At 41.5% G+C, this 18,765-nt stretch carries 14 protein-coding genes; 11 read left to right on the top strand and 3 right to left on the bottom strand.

Features of this window, described 5'->3' with window-relative positions:
* The first annotated feature begins 609 nt into the window (after positions 1–609).
* Positions 610–2,253: an SH3 domain-containing protein gene (locus Q1X33_RS03005; RefSeq protein ID WP_218212904.1), complete on the top strand. Its 1,644-nt coding sequence runs from the start codon at positions 610–612 to the stop codon at positions 2,251–2,253.
* A 244-nt stretch (positions 2,254–2,497) separates the two neighbouring features.
* On the top strand, positions 2,498–4,270 hold the full coding sequence (locus Q1X33_RS03000) for an oleate hydratase (protein ID WP_218212903.1): 1,773 nt from the start codon (positions 2,498–2,500) through the stop codon (positions 4,268–4,270).
* Positions 4,271–4,356: 86 nt separating this feature from the next.
* Here Q1X33_RS03000 and Q1X33_RS02995 read toward each other — a convergent pair whose 3' ends face one another.
* On the bottom strand, positions 4,357–5,145 hold the full coding sequence (locus Q1X33_RS02995; protein WP_195961476.1) for a MerR family transcriptional regulator: 789 nt from the start codon (positions 5,143–5,145) through the stop codon (positions 4,357–4,359).
* 73 nt (positions 5,146–5,218) lie between these two features.
* Here Q1X33_RS02995 and Q1X33_RS02990 point away from each other — a divergent pair, with 73 nt between their 5' ends.
* From Q1X33_RS02990 to Q1X33_RS02975, 4 genes are all read left to right on the top strand, one after another.
* Positions 5,219–5,842: a GNAT family N-acetyltransferase gene (locus Q1X33_RS02990; protein ID WP_005225322.1), complete on the top strand. Its 624-nt coding sequence runs from the start codon at positions 5,219–5,221 to the stop codon at positions 5,840–5,842.
* 156 nt (positions 5,843–5,998) lie between these two features.
* Positions 5,999–6,838: a Cof-type HAD-IIB family hydrolase gene (locus Q1X33_RS02985; protein ID WP_218212947.1), complete on the top strand. Its 840-nt coding sequence runs from the start codon at positions 5,999–6,001 to the stop codon at positions 6,836–6,838.
* A 108-nt stretch (positions 6,839–6,946) separates the two neighbouring features.
* Positions 6,947–7,894: a hypothetical protein gene (locus Q1X33_RS02980; protein WP_060792887.1), complete on the top strand. Its 948-nt coding sequence runs from the start codon at positions 6,947–6,949 to the stop codon at positions 7,892–7,894.
* A 228-nt stretch (positions 7,895–8,122) separates the two neighbouring features.
* Positions 8,123–9,787, top strand: a complete 1,665-nt coding sequence (locus Q1X33_RS02975; protein WP_218212902.1) for a peptide ABC transporter substrate-binding protein — start codon at positions 8,123–8,125, stop codon at positions 9,785–9,787.
* 195 nt (positions 9,788–9,982) lie between these two features.
* Here Q1X33_RS02975 and Q1X33_RS02970 read toward each other — a convergent pair whose 3' ends face one another.
* Positions 9,983–10,564, bottom strand: coding sequence for a polymer-forming cytoskeletal protein (locus tag Q1X33_RS02970; RefSeq protein ID WP_301969539.1), 582 nt, complete (start codon positions 10,562–10,564; stop codon positions 9,983–9,985).
* Positions 10,565–10,825: 261 nt separating this feature from the next.
* Here Q1X33_RS02970 and Q1X33_RS02965 point away from each other — a divergent pair, with 261 nt between their 5' ends.
* The 3 genes from Q1X33_RS02965 to Q1X33_RS02955 all read left to right on the top strand — a co-directional run bounded on the left by Q1X33_RS02965 (position 10,826) and on the right by Q1X33_RS02955 (position 14,448).
* Positions 10,826–11,557: a GntR family transcriptional regulator gene (locus Q1X33_RS02965; protein WP_301969538.1), complete on the top strand. Its 732-nt coding sequence runs from the start codon at positions 10,826–10,828 to the stop codon at positions 11,555–11,557.
* A 156-nt stretch (positions 11,558–11,713) separates the two neighbouring features.
* On the top strand, positions 11,714–13,126 hold the full coding sequence (locus tag Q1X33_RS02960) for a glycoside hydrolase family 1 protein (RefSeq protein WP_218212901.1): 1,413 nt from the start codon (positions 11,714–11,716) through the stop codon (positions 13,124–13,126).
* Positions 13,127–13,137: 11 nt separating this feature from the next.
* Entirely contained in the window at positions 13,138–14,448 is a 1,311-nt protein-coding gene (locus tag Q1X33_RS02955; protein WP_218212900.1) for a PTS sugar transporter subunit IIC, read from the top strand.
* Between the two features lie 88 nt (positions 14,449–14,536).
* Here Q1X33_RS02955 and Q1X33_RS02950 read toward each other — a convergent pair whose 3' ends face one another.
* The gene (locus tag Q1X33_RS02950) at positions 14,537–15,346 is read right to left on the bottom strand and encodes a MurR/RpiR family transcriptional regulator (RefSeq protein ID WP_015509153.1); all 810 of its coding nucleotides are present in this window, start codon (positions 15,344–15,346) and stop codon (positions 14,537–14,539) included.
* Between the two features lie 107 nt (positions 15,347–15,453).
* On the opposite strand from Q1X33_RS02950, the gene Q1X33_RS02945 reads away from it, so the two are divergent.
* Both Q1X33_RS02945 and Q1X33_RS02940 read left to right on the top strand, forming a co-directional pair.
* Positions 15,454–17,325: a beta-glucoside-specific PTS transporter subunit IIABC gene (locus Q1X33_RS02945; protein WP_218212899.1), complete on the top strand. Its 1,872-nt coding sequence runs from the start codon at positions 15,454–15,456 to the stop codon at positions 17,323–17,325.
* On the top strand, positions 17,322–18,764 hold the full coding sequence (locus Q1X33_RS02940; RefSeq protein WP_218212898.1) for a glycoside hydrolase family 1 protein: 1,443 nt from the start codon (positions 17,322–17,324) through the stop codon (positions 18,762–18,764). Before Q1X33_RS02945 ends, Q1X33_RS02940 begins: the two co-directional genes overlap by 4 nt.
* Position 18,765: the final 1 nt, after the last annotated feature.

Raw genomic sequence — 18,765 nt, 5'->3', positions numbered from 1 at the left:
GTCACCTCTTCCTTTTTTTTAAGTATAGCATGATTTCACAAACTTATGCAAATCCTTGGTTTTCTCCTTGGTGTTATAATCTTTCTCGTAATATACATTGTGAAAATGTTTCTTTTGGCAGAGATGAGGGACTTCTCTATCAAGAAATTCGCATCCGGTTGGAAGCGATGTAACAGGATCTCATCTTAGCGTCGACCACACAGCTGGAAGCAGCGTTCTTTTTGAAACAACTTTTTCACAGAATCTCTCGTGTAAAAAAGGAATGATAAATGGGTGGTTTTAGTATCGATTTTTAAAAAAGGGGATCAGGAAAGAAATGTTGTTCAAATAACAGTCTTGTTTTTCAAAAAGTGGGTTTGTTTGCAAAAAAAAAATCCTGTTTTTATTCGCGAATTAAAATAACGTTTAATGAAATAGCGTTTTTCTGTCGTTTATAGAAATCTTTGTAAATAGAGTGCCATTGAGCAACACCAAAGAGAAAGTGATCAAAAAGAATAACGCAGGAAAATAAATGACACGTTTTATTAAACGTAAATTAAAAAAATACAAAACGAAAACAATATCAAAAAATATTAATTTTTGTTAAAATGGGGTACAGGGGGTGTTTTATTGGAATCTCGGAAAAACAAACGTAAGCGTTTAGTGAAACAAAAACGGTCCCTTTTCGTACAAAAAGGATTGGGTATCACAGCAGCGTTAGCATCGACTTCAGGTGTCTTTACGTCTCTTGCTCATGCGACCGAAACGACAAACGCTTCGTCATCAACCAACACAACTGCTACTCTTGCCAGATCGTCAGCTGAAACGGCGATCAATCGACAATTTAAAACAACAGCTTCACTGAATGTTCGTTCAAATGCTTCAACAAGTGCCTCTATCGTAAGTGGCGTAGGAGCAAATACAACAATCACTGCGGTGGCTCAAAAGAACGGTACCTCAGTGAATGGCAATACAACATGGTATAAGCTATCAACAGGCGGCTGGATCTCAGGTGCTTATGTGAAAAGCACCTCAGGATCTTCTTCTGCCAATACTGGCTCGTCCAATTCGTCGTCGTCTTCATCGGAAAAAGCAATTTCGAAATCAGTGAAAACGACTACTGCATTGAACGTCCGTTCAAATGCAACGACTAGTTCTAGTGTCGTACGTGGACTAGGCAGCAATGCGACGGTGAAAGTCGTTGCACAAAAGAGTGGAACGTCGGTGAATGGCACGACCACTTGGTACAAATTGTCCACAGGCGGTTGGATCACGGCGGCCTATGTCAAAGATGTTTCCAGTAGCTCGACAGGCAATAGTTCTTCTGGCGGCAACACAAGTGTTTCTGCAGAAACGGCTATCAACAAGAACGTGAAAACAACAGCGGCATTGAATGTCCGTTCGAGTGCCTCAACAAGCGGGAGTGTCGTTGGCAGCCTAAGCAACAGCACGACGGTGAAGGTCGTTGCCCAGAAAAATGGCACATCCGTTGGCGGCACCAATGTTTGGTACAAAGTATCGACTGGTGGCTGGATCACAGCGGCATATGTGCGTGACGTCACGTCTAGTTCTGGAAATACAAGTAATAACAATAATTCAAACACAGGTTCAAGCAACACTGGTTCATCAAACGGCTCAAACAATGCGAGTGAGCAAGCCATCAATAAAACGTTCCAAACAACCACTGGTATGAATGTCCGCTCAAATGCATCGACTTCTGCAAGTGTAGTCAGCAGTTTGGGCAGCAATGCTACCTTCAAAGCAGTTGCTCAAAAACAAGGTACGTCAGTCAATGGCAATGCCACTTGGTATAAGTTATCAACGGGTGGCTGGGTATCTGCAGCGTATGTGAAGGAAGTCAGTGCAACGACTCCTGGCAACAATAACAACGCAGGCAATTCCAATGTTCCTATGAGCGTGAACGGAGCAGCGATCGTTGCAGAAGCTAGAAAACATATTGGCACTCCTTATCAATGGGGAGGCAAAGGACCAGATGTCTTCGACTGTTCTGGGTTTACACGTTATGTCTTCTTAAAAGTGACGGGCAAAAACATCGGTGATTGGACAGTCCCACAAGAAAGCGCAGGGACGATCATTCCTGTCTCGCAAGCACAAGCTGGCGACTTGCTGTTCTGGGGTCAAAAAGGGAATACCTACCACGTAGCGATCGCTACCAGTAATACAAGCTATATCCATGCGCCAAGCACGGGTTATACAGTCACCGAAGCACAATCAGGCTTTTCGACTGCTAGCTTCGCTCTACGAGTGAAATAAATGTTTCATTGAATAGGCAAAGGGTTTGTCCTTTGTTAGAAACGCCCCTAAGAAAGCTGCCATCAGTTTTCTTAGGGGCGCTTTTTGGGTTGGGCGCAGATCTTTTTAAAAGGTGGGGCTTTGCCCTGTTTTTTTGACAAAAAGGCCGATTTGTCAAAATCGCTTGTTTTTACTAGTACAAATTTTTGTCAAAAAAAATAGTTACTGATACCATAAAAACGTACCAATATTAGGAGGGATCTACATGAGATATACGAACGGAAATTACGAAGCTTTTGCAAGAAGCAGAAAACCGAAAGATGTCGAAAAGAAAGAAGCCTATATTGTTGGTGGGGGATTAGCAGGACTTGCTGCGGCAGTCTTCTTGATCCGTGACGGCCATATGGCGGGTGAGAAAATCCACGTCCTTGAAGAACTTTCTTTATCAGGCGGTTCATTGGACGGAAAATTCATTCCCCATGATGGATTTGTGACCCGCGGCGGTCGAGAAATGGAAAATCATTTTGAGTGTCTGTGGGATCTATTTCGCTCGATTCCATCTTTGGAGGTGGAAGATGCTTCGGTGTTAGATGAGTTTTACTGGTTGGACCACGATGATCCAAATTCGTCTAACTGTCGGATCATTCACAATCGCGGCCAACGAGCAGCAGATGATGGAGAATTTACCTTGTCTGCGACAGCACAAAAAGAATTAACCCAATTATTTATGACTTCAGAAGATCAATTGATCGGGAAAAAAATCGAAGATGTTTTTGGCGATGAATTCTTTGAATCCAATTTTTGGCTATACTGGTGTACGATGTTCGCCTTTGAAAAATGGCATTCGGCGATTGAAATGCGCCGCTATGTGTTGCGTTTTGTGCACCATATCGATGGCTTGCCTGATTTTACTGCGTTAAAATTTACCCGTTACAACCAATATGAGTCATTGGTCAAACCACTACTTGCTTATTTGGAAGAACAAGGAGTTGACTTCCAATATGAATGCACCGTCAGCAATATCGATGTTCGGATCGTGGGCGAGGAAAAAGTTGCTCAAAAACTTGTGCTAGAAAAAGCGGGGGCAATCGAAGAAATTCCTTTATCAGAAGATGACTTGGTCTTTGTTACCAACGGATCGATCACTGAAAGTTCCACGCAAGGGGACCATTATACTCCAGCGCGTATCTCAAAAGCACCTGGTGGCAGCTGGCGTTTATGGAAAAACTTGGCGGCGCAATCGCCTGAGTTTGGTCATCCAGAAGTCTTTTATGAAAACTTGCCTGAAGAAAGCTGGTTTGTTTCGGCAACCGTGACTTGGCAGAATTTTGATGTGGAACCTTATTTAGAAAAATTGACCCATCGCAAGTTACGAACAGGCAGAATCGTCACTGGCGGGATCATCACCATCAAAGATTCCAATTGGATGATGAGCTTTGCGACCCATCGCCAACCGCACTTTAAAGAACAAAAAGACCAACAAACGATCACATGGGTGTATGGCTTGTTGTCAAATACACCAGGGAACTACATCAAAAAACCAATTGAACAATGTTCTGGACAAGAAATCGTGCAAGAACTGCTTTACCATTTAGGCGTGCCGGAAGCAGAAATCCAACGCATTTCAAAAGAATCAAGTGTGGCAGTTCCAGTCTACATGCCGTTTATCACTTCTTACTTCATGCTGCGTGAACCAGGGGATCGGCCATTGGTTATTCCAAATGGCTCCAAAAACTTAGCTTTTATCGGTAATTTCGCAGAGACTGAACGAGACACTGTTTTTACAACAGAATATTCCGTTCGGACTGCAATGGAGGCTGTTTATCAGCTATTAGATGTGGAACGTGGGGTACCAGAAGTGTTTGCTTCCGCTTATGATCTACGTACTTTGGCCAAAGCTGTCTATTATCTGACCGATAAGAAAAAAATTACGGAAATGGAGCTGCCGTTTATCGAACGGAAACTCTTGGAAGGCTTCGTTAAGAAAACCGAACATACCTACATTGGCGATCTGTTGAAAGAAAACCATTTGATTTAAATAAAACGCAACGACAACGAGGCGAAAGAAGCTGCTCGTTGTCGTTGCGTTTTTTATTTACTTTTTAGCGCAGTTTGAACGAATCATTATTCCTCAGATAAAATCCGAACTTGGATCTCTGTCAAATAAGCTTGCTCGTTGCTAAGGGTCGTTTCGTGGATCGATCGTTCATAGAAGTAGTCATCGATTTGCCATTGGTGCGTCGCAATCAGCTGCTTGAGTTTTTGATAGAACTGCTTCAATCCTTCGTCATCCCCCTGATAAATGGCGGTTAAATAGCATCCTGCTGGTTTCACGAAGGAAGTCCCTTGCGGCTCTTCTTGCCGCACGTAAACGTAGTCGATGTCTTGCGTATCGTCTTTGTTCGTCCGAATCATAAAACCGTACTCGTTATTCGAAAAAAGATACGGCTGTGCCATCAAAAGGTCGTAGGCTTGGGTGATCATCTCTGGGATGGAGCTGCCGTTTAATCTAGGACTGAGGGAGAAATATTCCTCTGGCTGTTCCTTCAAGGAGAAGGGGGAAGTTTTTTCTGCAGCCAGGCGCAAATCCGCAGCTTTTCGTTCGATGATTTTTTTGATGTTAGTCAACTGCTGAATTTTTTCATCGATGGTTTGCCGCTTGGCTTCCAATAAGTTTCTCATGGTCTCGGCATCCCCCTGCAGCGCTGTTTGGATCTCTTTTAAGGGCATCGATAATTCTTTCAATGACAGGATCAATCCGAGATCCAAAAGTTGATCAAGGGAATAATACCGATACCCGTTCTCGTCTTTGCTGTTTGGTTGAAATAGCCCAATCTCGTCATAATAGTGGAGTGTCCGAGGATTGATCCGCGCGAAGCGTGCCATTTCCGATACTTTTAATTTGGTTTTCATGAAGATCCTCCTTGACATTACAGTTACTGTAAACTTTATACTAAGGATAGTCAACTACTGGGAGGAAGATAGAATGAATAAAAAAGTAACGTATCGACCATTTAAACGAGAAGATCTGCCTGCGCTTGTGCAAGTGATTATTGATAGCTGGAACTACGACAAGCAATTTGACAAGAAGACCGCCAAGCACTTTGCTCATGTCTTTTTGTGTTATGAACTTGCCCGTGCGACCTATTCGCGGGTGGCTCTTTTAAATGGTGAAGCTGTCGGCATCTTATTAGCAGACAGTAAAAGAGGAAAGAAGCTTCATCCAATGCGCTATTGGGGGAAAACGATTTGGCATGCTGGCTGCTTACTGCTTACGAAAGAAGGGAGAAATACGCTGTTGCATTATGCCAAAGAGGTGGCTGAGTTAAATCAAGCGATGTTGAAAGATTTACAAACTCCTTTTCAGACCGAAGTTGGTTTGTTTGCCGTTAGTCCCAAAACACAAGGATTGGGTGTAGGCAAGCAGCTCTTTACTTCCTTTTTAGCGATGGTCCAGCAGGAAAAAACGGCTCCGTTTTTCCTTTATACCGATACCACCTGTAATTACGGTTTTTATGAGCATATGGGCTTGAAGCGGGCAGCTGCTGTGAAACGCTGGATCAAAAAACCGATCAAGAAGGAAATCGAGTTTTATATCTATACTTCCTAAGAGTGCAGCGATGCACTCTTTTTTCATTGGCTAGTATGGTAAACTGGAAGCAAAGAAGGTCAAGGAAGCTGTTTTCGTTTTATGGAAACGGCGCTTGTTTTGGTCGAAAGCGATGGCTCAATCCGCTTTCGTAAAAAGGATGGGGAATGGGAAAGGATGGTTTATTTGGAAAAAAAGCAGATAGGGTTTATTTTAAGTGATATTGATGGGACGATCTTGGATCATAAGCATCAAATCGATCTGGATTTGATTGAAGAAATCAAACGATTGAAGCAGCAAGCGATTCCTTTTGTTTTGGCTTCCGCTCGCTCCCCGAAAGGAATGCTACCGATAGCTCAAGAATTAGGGATAGAAGACTGGCCCTTGGCTTGTTACAACGGTGCCCTGATTGGAGGGTACGATCAAAAGGGCACGCTGGTACCGATTTTCAGTCATGAGGTCAAAAAAGCAGAAGCAAAAACTTTGGTTGCGCGCATCAAAGCTGATTTTCCTGGTGTTTCTATCAATGTCTACTCTGGTGATCAGTGGTATTGCGAAAGAGTGGACCAATGGGCACGAGCAGAAGCGGCGATCACCAAAGAGACTCCTGTAGAAACTTCATTAGAACAACTGTTGGCACAAGAAGCTTTTGAGGTTCATAAGTTTCTTATGATCGGCACAACGGCAGAAATCCAAGCGCTTCATGCTGCCTGCCAGAACGCTGGATTTTTAGAAAGCGCCTTTTACTTATCCAAAGAGAATTATTTGGAAGTCACTCATCAAGCTGTGGGAAAAGATAAGGCGCTAAATGAATTGGCGGCCTATTTTCAAGTGCCGCTGGCGCAAACCTTAGCGATCGGCGATAATTTTAACGACCTGCCAATGATTGCTTCAGCTGGTATTGGTGTTGCGATGGAGAATGCGCCCGAATTGGTCAAAGCAAAAGCTGATTTTGTGACGACTAGCAATAAAGACCATGGGGTTGCTGATGCGTTGCGGCGATTTGTCACAGAATAGATAAAAAAACTAGGTTTTTTGAACAAATTGATTGACTTTCATTTCTACTCTCCTTAAACTTTTAGCTATACCTAAAAAGGTAAGTGTTTGTTGGAAAGAAGGAGAAAAATGAATAAGAAGATCGAGAAGACATTGACCAAATTTGCCGAGCCGTTGGGGCTCTCCGTTGATACTTCCACTGGGGTGATTTATGGAACGTATCATAGTTATAAACTTTTTTTAGTTCAAGAGAATAACAATAGTTATTCTCTAGTGGCTCATTTTTCACTTAGCAAAGATGGCGAACTTCCCAACCAAGAAGAAGTCAAAGAAGTTTTAAGTGAGTCAAAAGAGATCATCGACTGTGTGATCCAAGGATATCAAGTTGCCTATACTTTACGCGGAGCGATGACTGCAGGGAAAACTGTGGACAAGTTGCGTACTGCGTTGGACCAGTTGACGAATTTTTTGAAGACCAAAGGCTTCCAAAATGCTTGTACCTTCTGCGGCGCGGTTACTGAGCCGGTTTCGCTGTACGCTATTGGCGGCGCTCCCGTCATTGCCTGTGAAGCTTGCTTTAAGAAACAACAAGAAGCAGTCCTTGCGCAAGAACGGGAAAAAGGGCAGAAAAAAGAAAATTGGTTAGCTGGAACCGTGGGTGCGTTTCTTGGCTCACTGATTGGTGCCGGCGCAATTATTTTATTAGGACAACTGGGGTATGTTGCTGCATTGTCTGGGATCGCGATGGCGATCTGTGCCATCAAAGGGTATGAATTATTAGGTGGAAAACTCAGCACAAAAGGTATTATTAGTAGTATTATCGTCATGATCATCATGGTCTATGTCGGGAATCGTATCGACTGGTCGATCAGTGTAGCGAATTATTACACGGACGTTGATGTCTTCTATGCCTTTCGTATTTTACCTGATTTGATTCGTGAAGGATATTTGGAAGCGAGTCAGTATTACGGGAACTTAGGTCTGGTCTATCTCTTTACGGCGATTGGGGCTGTGCCAACTATTATCGCTACGGTACGAGAGGGGAAAGTGACACGTCAAAGCTATAAAATGGAGTAATCCACGTTTCTATCCAAAGATAAAAAAACACAAAGCGAGATCTTGTTCGCTTTGTGTTTTTTGTTTTTGTGTCATAAATAATAACATGCAGTGTTAACATAAAAAATAAATAATAATAAAATGAGAAAAATAGCTTGCTTTTATAATTAATATTTATTAAAATCTTATTTACATTCAGAGTTTTGTAATAATTCTGAAAATTTTGGATTTTCATAAGGGGTAGGTAAGATGAAGAAAAAATGGGGATATGGTGTCGTCGCTGTTTGTGGAATCGTATTAGCAGGTTGTTCAACAGGAGGGACATCAAGTACAGGTGAAAGTTCAAGTGGTAGTGGGACAGCAGCTGCCGATCAAATTTTTAATGTTGTGGTTCAACAAGAAATGCCGAGTGCCGATCTATCCTTAGCCACCGATACGATCAGTTTCAGTGCTTTAAATAATGTGTATGAAGGGTTGTACCGCTTAGATGCTGATAGTAAGCCCGAACCAGCAGGTGCCGCCAAATTAGCGGAAGTCAGTGAAGATGGTCTGACCTATAAATTGAAATTACGAGAAGATGCTAAATGGTCAAATGGAGAACCAGTAACAGCAGCGGATTATGTCTATGGCTGGCAACGCACTGTAAGTGCGGAAACAGGTTCTGAGTATGCGTACTTATTTGCGCCCGTAACCAATGCCGAAGCGATAACAGCAGGTGAAAAAGATGCCTCAGAATTAGGGATTAAAGCAGTCAGTGACTATGAATTAGAAATCACGCTGACGACGCCTACGCCATACTTCCAATACTTATTGGCGTTTCCATCCTTCTTCCCACAAAGCCAAGCAGTTGTAGAAGACAACGGCGATCAATATGCTTCAACAAGCGACAATGCCGTTTACAATGGACCCTTTGTGTTAGCTGGCTTTGATGGGCCAGGAACCGATACAGAATGGTCATATGAAAAGAATGACCAATATTGGGACAAAGAGACGGTGAAACTTGATACCATCAATGTTAGTGTCGTAAAAGAATCATCAACTTCCTTGAATCTATTCCAAGATGGGCAAGCAGACGACGTCATCTTAACAGGAGAATTGGCGCAGCAGATGGCCAATGATGAAGCGTTTGTTTCAGAACCATTAGCCCGTACTTCCTATATCGAGTTGAATCAGCGAGAAGAAGATTCGCCATTCCGCAATGAGGATCTGCGTAAAGCAATCTCTTATGCCATCGATCGTGATGCATTAGTGACATCGATTTTAGGGGACGGTTCATTGGCTTCCACAGGATTGATACCAAAAGGAATGACCTTTAACCCAACTGATAATACTGATTTTGTCGATGAAGCGGAAAGTGTCATTGAATACGATCAAGAAAAGGCCAAAGAACATTGGGAAAAAGCCAAAGAGGCGTTAGGAATCGATTCCTTGAGCTTTGAAATTTTGGCTTCTGATACAGATTCAACCAAAAAGGCCATTGAGTATATTCAAAGTGCGATTCAAGACACGCTGGATGGGGTGAAAGTTAGCCTAAGTCCTGTTCCTTTCTCCGTTCGTTTAGATCGTTCGAACTCAGGTGACTTTGATGTCGTCATGGGTGGTTGGGGAGCTGACTATGCGGATGCTAGTAGCTTTACTGATTTGTTTGTTACCGACAATTCCTACAACCGCGGTCGTTGGACAAGTGAGGAGTACGATGCAGCAGTGAAATCGTCTGCCACGACAAACGCTGGCAATCCAGATGCTCGCTGGCAAGACTTGTTAGATGCAGAGAAAATCATTATGGATCAACAAGGGGTCATCCCTGTGTACCAAAACGTTGAAGCTCATTTACGTGCACCAAAAGTAAAAGGGGTCGTATCACACGGTGCTGGTGCGCAATATGACTACAAGTGGGCAGTTATTGAAGAATAAGCGCCTAAAGAAGAAACTGGTTTTGCGTAAGCAAGCCAGTTTTTTTTTCTAGGGCTTTGTTCTTACTTACACAATGTTAGTAATGAGAGCGGATGCAATTGTTTATAAAAAAACAAAAAAAGTTGGCAAGGGATCAACGATCGACTTGCCAACCTCGTTTTTTGTTCATCTATTTCACAGAAATCCAGTGAAAGATTATTCGCTAACTGTTACGTCACCTGTTACAGAAGCGCCATCTTCGTCAAGTGTTGCTGAATCTTGGAATTCTTTTGAAGTGAATTTTACGTTACCTTCAACTTTTGCACCGTTCAATACAAAGCCATTAGCATTCACTTCAACGTCACCTTTGATTACACCGTGAACGATGTTGAAGTTTTCTGAGTTAACGATCAATTTAGGAACAGTTACTGTGTATTCAGCTGTTACGTTGCGGTCTTCATCTTGTGAGTACAATGCAAATTTACGGTAGATATCAGCAGAGTCGTCACCTTTATCGTGGAATTCGCCATCAACGGTTACATCGTTATCAAATGTCATGTCGCCAGTTACAGCAACGATCCAGTTACCATCTGCGCTCAATGCTTTTTCGATCACTGAAGTTTGGTCACTGATAGAAGCAGTTGAAACAACGTCATCTGATGATTCAGTTGATGCAGCAGTTGAAGCTGCTGTTGATGATGAGCTTGCAGCTGTATCGTTATCTGAACTACATGCAGCTAAAAGAGTGCCTCCCATAAGCAATGATGCAGCGATTAAAGTGATTTTAGTTTTTTTCATGTTTCCTTCTCCTTTGTATTCCCATAGTTTTCTTAAAAACAAAATGATTATACCATACCGAGGTGAAGTTTGTGAAACAAAAAACATAAATGAGGAGAAATTTAATAAATAGCAGCCTAGGATTAAAAAAATTTCAAATTCACAGATGGGAGAGGTAGGAAAATTTCTGTAGGTTAAAAAAATCGTAGGTGGTTTATTGACAAAGATTAATGCTAAAATTTGAAGGAAGCTACAGTCTGAAAAGGGGAGGAGGAAAAAAGAATGAGTAAAGCTGAGTTTATTGTGGAGGATTTATTAAGCAAAATCTATCAAAAGAAAAGCAAACCCTCCCAAAAATTTCTTTCAGAAAGAAATCTCGCGGAAAAATATGAAGTATCGCGAAATACTGTTAGAAAAGCGTTAAAAAAATTGATCGATATAGGTGTTTTGGAAGCTGTCCCTAAAAAAGGTTATCTAATCAAGAAGACAAAAGTAAACCCAAGCTTGATCTACAGCTCGGTAACTGAAAAAAAATCGAATCAAATAGAATCAAAAGTCCTTTTATTAAAAGAACGAGAAATGACAAAAAGAGAAGCGAATATCTTTGATGCCCAATTGATTGGATCTGTTTGGGAATTGAAGCGTTTACGCATTCTTGATCAAAAGGTAACGGAGATTCAAGAGTCGATTTTTCCTAAAAAAGTATTTCCTTATTTTGATGAAGAGATGGGGAAAGGTTCGATTCAGAAACTATTGATTGATGCTGGTTATTATATCTCTCATAGTTTGACGAGTTTTGAAGCTGTAAATCTCTCGGAGCAAGATGCGCAAGTCTTTCATCTTAAAAAAAACAGTGCTGCAATGAAAGTCACCAGCCGAACGATTACTACTGAGGGACTGATCGTTGAGTTAACTTCAAGAATTGCTGTAGATTATAAAGGGACTTTCCGTTTGCCATTTAATAAAGAAACCTTCGATTTTCGACATCAACAAGATAAACTTCATGATTTTTGATTTTTCTGGTACTTTTTATAGATGGATTTCTATCTTTAAAAGGTACCAGATTTATTGTGAAACCTTTTCAAATCAAAAATTGTAAGCCTTTTTATAAAATTGTGCTTTTCTTTTTCTATGATAAATTTTAGCTATCAAGAAAGAGGAGTGATAGTTATGAGCAAAGGATTTCCCGACAAGTTTTTATTTGGCGGAGCCATTGCAGCAAACCAAGCGGAAGGAGCCTACCAAGAGGGGCTCAAGGGATTGGGAATCTGCGACATTTTACCGGTGGGGAAAGAACGATTACTGACGATTGATCCTCAGTTAAAAAAAGATCACTATTATCCTTCCCACAAGGCAATTGATTTTTATCATCATGTTGAAGAAGACATTGCTTTGTTAAAAGAAATGGGTCTACAATGCTTTCGTTTTTCAATCAACTGGGCACGACTTTTTCCACGTGGCGATGAGAAAGAAGCGAACCAAGAAGGAATAGACTTTTACCATCGCTTGATTGATGGACTAATAGCTGCCAAGATCGAACCAATCGTGACCATCTCTCATTATGAAACACCATTATTCTTGGCGACAGAATACGGTGGCTGGAAAAATCGGCAACTGATTTCTTTTTTTCTCAATTATTGTGAGGTGATTTTTTCAGAATATGGTAAAAAGGTCACTTATTGGATGAGCTTTAATGAAATCAATAATATTGTAAAAATTCCGTGGTTTGCGGGCGCTTTAAGAACGGAGGAAGACGAAAATCCTGCACAAGCGCAATATCAAGCAGCTCATCATATGTTCGTTGCCCATTCTTTAGCAAACAAATCATTGAAGAAGATAAATCCTAAAGCAAAAATGGGCTGTATGCTTTCACTTAGTGGTGTGTACCCTGATACACCCAATCCGAAAGATATATTTGGTAGTTATGAGTTTCGCAGAAAATCTTTGTTTTTTTCAGACGTGATGATCCGAGGTGCCTATCCAGCATATTCTAAACGATTATTTGAAGAGTTATCTATCAATCTTGAAATAGAAAAAGGCGATTTAGAAACGATTCAATCCTATACGAGTGACTATTTAGCATTCAGTTACTACTTAACGACAGTCTACTCTCATGATTTAAAGATGAAGACGGGAACTGGCGGTCCACAAGGGAAAAAAAATCCCTATTTAGAAACTTCGCCTTGGGGCTGGCAAATTGATCCTTTTGGATTGCGGTATGTTTGTAACGAATTGTATGATCGCTATCAAATTCCATTAATGATTGCTGAAAATGGCCTCGGCATGGAAGATCACATAGATGCTAATGGCAAGATTATTGATAAAGAACGCCAAAACTATTTAAGAGATCATTTGCTTGCCTTATCTGAAGCCATCCATGATGGCTGTGAAATCCTTGCTTATACGTGGTGGGGAATCATAGATATTGTAAGTGCAGGCACAGGAGAAATGAATAAAAGATACGGTTTTATCCACGTAGATGTTGATAATGAAGGAAACGGAACATTTGAGCGTCGCAAGAAAGACAGCTTTGCGTATTACAAAAAAATAATCGAACAAAATAAAAATCTAGCTGATATGTAGGAGGGGAAATCATGTCTTTTTTTGATTCTTTTGCGAATAAAATCGGCCACACTGCCGAAGCGATCAATCAGAATAAATATCTTTACAGTATTAAAACAGCCTTTACCGTTTATATGCCATTTATTATTGTTGGCTCGTTCGCAACTTTATTTAACACCATTCTTTGTTCTGAAGAAGTCGGTCTTGCGCAATTTGCAGCTTTTTCTTTTTTAAGCGCTATCGGTCCAGCTTTTACAGCAATTAATTATGCAACTATGTCGACGATGAGTATTGCCATTGCCTTTTTGATTGGGAAAATTATTGGGCAAAGAAATGGTGTGGATGAAAACTATAGTGCGTTAGTAGCAGTCGTTTCATTTTTGACGATCGTGCCACAAACGATCGTAACAGTGGTGGAAGGAATGGAGGACATTTTAACCAGTGGTATTGCAACAACAAGTATCAATGCACAAGGCTTGTTTGTAGCGATGCTAATTGCTATTCTTTCAGTGGAACTTTTTTCTTGGTTAATGAAAAAAGAAAAATTGAAAATCCGAATGCCAGAAAGTGTACCAAGCGGAATTGCTCGGTCTTTTAATTCTTTGATACCAGTACTACTCGTTCTTCTAGTATTTTCAATTATTAGTACCGTTATTTTCAATTGGACGGGCAATTATTTAAGTGACATTATCTATAATACATTGCAAGTACCGATGCAAAAAGTGATGCAAAACGGTCCTGTTGGAATCATTTTATTGGCTTTTGCTTCAGCCATTTTTTGGGTCTTTGGTCTGCATGGCAATATGGTGATCATGCCTATCTTAAGTCCATTGGCGTTAGCAGGTCTTGCAGACAATATTGCGCAAGTTCAAGCAGGAGAAGCTGCTACAAATCCATTGACCATGACATTCTTTCGAGTATATGTGGTAATGGGTGGGGCTGGAGTGACGATTGCCTTGATTCTCTCTTTACTGGTTTTTTCAAAAAGGGAAGATCAAAAACTCATTTCAAAACTAGCTTTGATTCCAGGGATTTTCGGTATAAATGAACCGTTAGTCTATGGATTACCGATCGTTATGAATCCAATTTTTGCGATTCCATTTATCCTTTCGCAATTGATGGCTACCGTTGTTGCTTACATTGCTACAGTGACCCAGATTATTCCAGCAGCTAGTGTGGAAGTGCCGTTTGGATTGCCCTTATTTGTCAATGCTTTTGTAGGTTATCAAAGTTTAGCGGCCATTTTGGTTCAAGTAGTTATTTTGGTGCTAGCCTTTTTGATCTATACTCCATTTGTTTTAGCTTCGAACCGTATGAGAGGTAGCGAAACGGACAATAAATAAGCAGATTTTGCCTATAAAAAACAAACACACGTCCAGTCATGTGAGCGGAGGCTTCTTTCCGATATCGGCTGTGCGTGTGTTTTTTGTGCTACATGCGCTTTCGATCCGTCAACTGCTTGAACTTCGATACGATCAAATCCATGATGAACTGATACATAAAAGCATGGGTTTGAAAATGGGTTTGGTGAGGGAAGATGATTGCTTCTTGGACAAAGGGCAGTTCCGAGATCTGTGGATTAGCGGTGATCACGATGACTTTGGCTTTGGTTCGATCGAAGAAATCTTTCCGTGGTGTTCCATTTCGAATTTGCTGTTTCGTTAGGTAGTCACCGGAGTTGGTAAAAATGATAAACAGCGATTCTTCATCAGCGGTCTTGATGATTTCTTCCTGTACAAGATCGTCTTGGAAGGTCCGAATGAACTTGCCGTTGTATGCTAGTTTGATCTGGAAATCAATAGCAGCCGATTCTGAGAATAAAATTCCAAAAGCAAAGACATTTTTATGCGTCACAATGGCTTTTGCGACCCGTTCGATGGCTGGCAGATCAAGATGATGACGCAGATAATCGATGTCTTGTACAACTGCGTCAAAATAGGAGTCTACGCCCTCTTGCTCTAAGGCAGACAAAATATTCGAACGATAATTCAGGGGATTGTTGAAGCGATTCTCGATGAAGGCAGCGTTGTCTTTTAGATCGCCATAATCATCAAAGCCCAAGGTGCGAGCGAATTTTGAAACGGTTGACTTTGACACATGGCAAAGAGCAGCGAATTCACCAATGCTTAGAGTTTGGATCTGATCATAATGGTTGATCATGGTCAAACCGATATAGTAGTTGGTGGAATCAGTGGGTGCATTATTTAAAAGATTCAATAAACGAATGATTAAGAGGCCCATTTTCTTTCCTTTCTTGTAAGCAGTTTCCAAATTGCGAACTTTCGCAGGTGAGAGAAAAAAATCTGCTATAGTAACGCCATAAAGCGCTTTATAAATCAAACACGGGAGTGAGTCATTTGGCAAAAGATTATTCAAAACTTGCTAGTGAAATTATAGCACAGGTCGGTGGGGAACAAAATATCGTTAGCCTGTATCATTGCATCACTAGATTGCGTTTTAAGTTGAAAGATGTCGAGTTGGCACGAAAAAATAAGGATAAGATTCAGCAGCTTGATGGGGTATTGTCTGTCATTGAAGGAAATGGCCAGTTTCAAGTCGTGATCGGTAATCATGTAGCGGATGTTTTTCAAACGATCATGAGTAAGTATTCGATCCAAAATGCTTTGGAAAGTGATGGGGATGCCGAAGAATCAACAGAAAAACAAGGCAATGTATTTATCCGATTCTTCAATGTATTGTCTGCGATCTTTAATCCAATCATTGTTGCTCTTGCAGGGGCAGGAATGTTGAAAGCTTTGCTAGTTGTTTTTACAACCTATCATTTGATGGATGCGGAAGGAAGCACCTATAAAATATTAGCTGCTGCTGGCAATAGTGTCTTTTATTTCTTGCCTTTATTTTTAGCGATCAGTGCAGCGCGGATTTTCAAAGTCAATATGTTTATTGCTTTAGCAATCGTTGGGGCGTTGCTGGAGCCGAATTTTACAGCAATGGTGACGGAAAACGGTGTGACGGTCGATTTCTTTGGCATCCCAGCTGTGTTGATGGGGTATTCGGGTACCGTGATTCCAGCGATCGTTTCGATCTATATCTACTCGTACTTGGAACGACTACTCAAACGGATCATTCCTAAGAGTATCGAGATTTTTGCTCTATCACTAGTAGCTCTTTTGATCATGGTGCCTTTGACCGTTTTGATCATTGGACCGGTCGGTGTAATGCTTGGGGACGGTTTAGGTAATGCCATGAACTTTATCAGCGACAAGAGCGGGCTGTTGGCGGGCTTGTTGATCGGTGGCGGTTGGACATTCTTAGTAATGATCGGGATCCATTGGGGAGTTGTACCGATTATGGTCAATAACCTAGCGGTATATGGCTATGATACGCTGCGCCCGATGATCGCAGCAGCAACATTTGCGAGTGCTGGGGTTGCTTTAGGTGTGTTTTTACGCTCTCGCAGAAAAGAAACCAAAGGTCTGGCGCTATCTTCTTTGCTTCCAGCATTGCTTGGAGGAATTACAGAGCCAATCGTCTATGGACTTTCGGTAAAATTTAAAAAGCCGTTGATTGCTCAAACCATCGTTGGTGCCCTTGCTGGTGCGTTTATGGGAATGATGCAAACCAAGGCCATCGTCTATGTTTTCCCAGCATTGACGACATTGCCAGCTTTCTTTGGGGACACCTTTGTGTACTATTTGATCGGCATTGCCTTTGCGTTCTTCGGTACTGCTGTTTTGACCTATGTATTAGGATTTGAAGAAACGGTAGAACCTGTTTTAGAAGAAGGTGCAGGGCTGCAAGTGATGACACCAGTTGCTGGTGAAGCGATCACGCTTGATGATGTCAAAGATGAAGTATTTTCTTCTCGAGCAATGGGGGATGGATTAGCCGTTTATCCATCAGCCGGCGATATTTATGCGCCACTTACTGGTACGGTTGTGACAGTTTTTCCAACTGGACATGCTTTTGGGATCCAATCAGCTGCTGGGACGGAAGTGTTGGTTCATATCGGCTTAGACACGGTTGATTTAGCAAAAGGCGTGTTTGAGATTTCGGTGAAACAAGGGGATCAAGTCGTGAAGGGGCAAAAAATTGGCACCTTTGACTTAGCAAAAATTATTGAAAAAGGATATGATCCGACAACCATGCTGGTCTTTACCAGTGTGATCAAAGAAGATGCATTGACAGTTGTGGATCAAGCGAAAAAAGACGTTACCGCTTTGGTAGCAAATGATTTATTAAAAGGAGCGATTTCATGAGTGTATTTCCAAAAAATTTCCTATGGGGCGGCGCGATCGCCGCAAATCAAGCCGAAGGAGCTTATTTGGAAGGAGGAAAAGGATTAAGTGTAGCAGATATTTTACCAGTTGGTGAAAAACGTATTGAGCAAGTTTCACTGCAGCTTGAAGAGGATAACTTTTATCCGAGCCATGAAGCCATCGACTTTTATCATCGGTACCCAGAAGACATTGAACTGTTTGCGGAAATGGGCTTGAAGTGTTTGCGTACCTCAATTGCTTGGAGTCGCATTTTTCCGAATGGGTATGAGACGGAACCCAATGAAGCAGGTTTACAATTTTATGATGATTTATTTGATGCCTTGAATGAAAAAGGGATCCAACCAGTTGTTACATTAGCTCATTTTGAGACGCCACTGCATTTGGTGACGAAATATGGTGGTTGGCAAAATCGTGCACTGATCGATTTTTTTGATCGGTATACAAAAGTGGTTTTTGCACGCTACAAAGGGAAAGTGAAATATTGGATGACTTTCAATGAAATCAACCATACCCATACGATCCCGTTACTCGCAGCAGGTATCGATGTGTTTTCTTTCGAGACTGAAGAAGAAAAATTACAGGCACTTTATCAAGCAAGTCATAATATGTTTGTTGCAAGTGCCAAAGCAGTTCTGAATGGGAAGGCAGTAGATGAAAACAATCAGATTGGCTGTATGCTGTCACTGAGTCCGATTTACCCTGCAACGTGCAACCCGCAAGATGTTTTTGAATCGTATCAACTGCGCCGTCGTTCCTTGTTCTATAGTGATGTGCAATTGCGAGGAGCATATCCGGAATACTTCGACCGCATCGTGAAGGATAATCATCTGTTGCTGGACATTACAGATGAAGATCTAGCGATCATTAAAGCGGGGACCTGCGATTATTTAGGCTTTAGTTTTTACCGCAGCTCATTGCATGAAGCAGGCATGAAAATTTTAGGCAATACTGGCGGATTACTAGGGAAAAAGAATCCTTACCTAAAAGAAACTGCTTGGGGATGGCCGATCGATCCGCTGGCATTACGCTATGTTTGCAGCGAATTGACTGATCGCTATCAAAAACCATTATTTATCGTTGAAAATGGAATTGGTTTAAAGGATGTTGTCAATGAAGATGGATCGATCGTCGATGAAGAACGGATGGCCTATTTGAAAGACCATGTAGAAGCAATGGCGGAATCGATCAAAGATGGCGCAGCGATTCTAGGCTATACATGGTGGGGACCGATCGATATCGTTTCTGCGGGGACAGGAGAGATGGAAAAACGATACGGCTTTATCTATGTTGATAAGCAAAATGATGGTAGCGGAGATCTTTCCCGCAAGAAAAAAGCTAGTTTTGCGTATTATCAGCAAGTGATCGCCACGAATGGGGAAGCGTTGGCGTACGAATCATTTTTGAAAGGCGGCAAGTAAA

This window comes from Enterococcus sp. B2E4 (genome assembly GCF_030499455.1).
GTDB lineage: Bacteria > Bacillota > Bacilli > Lactobacillales > Enterococcaceae > Enterococcus_D > Enterococcus_D casseliflavus.
The sequence above is the reverse complement of the archived record's forward strand: the minus strand, read 5'-3'. Positions and strand labels throughout refer to the sequence as shown.

Bases quoted from the DNA above. Each gene is read 5' to 3' on its own strand.
- Q1X33_RS02995 (WP_195961476.1), bottom strand. From the start codon at position 5,145: ATGAAAACCAAATTAAAAGTATCGGAAATGGCACGCTTCGCGCGGATC.
- Q1X33_RS02980 (WP_060792887.1), top strand. From the start codon at position 6,947: ATGAATAAGAAGATCGAGAAGACATTGACCAAATTTGCCGAGCCGTTG.
- Q1X33_RS02965 (WP_301969538.1), top strand. From the start codon at position 10,826: ATGAGTAAAGCTGAGTTTATTGTGGAGGATTTATTAAGCAAAATCTAT.
- Q1X33_RS02985 (WP_218212947.1), top strand. From the start codon at position 5,999: ATGGTTTATTTGGAAAAAAAGCAGATAGGGTTTATTTTAAGTGATATT.
- Q1X33_RS02940 (WP_218212898.1), top strand. From the start codon at position 17,322: ATGAGTGTATTTCCAAAAAATTTCCTATGGGGCGGCGCGATCGCCGCA.
- Q1X33_RS02950 (WP_015509153.1), bottom strand. From the start codon at position 15,346: ATGGGCCTCTTAATCATTCGTTTATTGAATCTTTTAAATAATGCACCC.
- Q1X33_RS02970 (WP_301969539.1), bottom strand. From the start codon at position 10,564: ATGAAAAAAACTAAAATCACTTTAATCGCTGCATCATTGCTTATGGGA.
- Q1X33_RS02975 (WP_218212902.1), top strand. From the start codon at position 8,123: ATGAAGAAAAAATGGGGATATGGTGTCGTCGCTGTTTGTGGAATCGTA.
- Q1X33_RS02955 (WP_218212900.1), top strand. From the start codon at position 13,138: ATGTCTTTTTTTGATTCTTTTGCGAATAAAATCGGCCACACTGCCGAA.
- Q1X33_RS03000 (WP_218212903.1), top strand. From the start codon at position 2,498: ATGAGATATACGAACGGAAATTACGAAGCTTTTGCAAGAAGCAGAAAA.
- Q1X33_RS02990 (WP_005225322.1), top strand. From the start codon at position 5,219: ATGAATAAAAAAGTAACGTATCGACCATTTAAACGAGAAGATCTGCCT.
- Q1X33_RS02960 (WP_218212901.1), top strand. From the start codon at position 11,714: ATGAGCAAAGGATTTCCCGACAAGTTTTTATTTGGCGGAGCCATTGCA.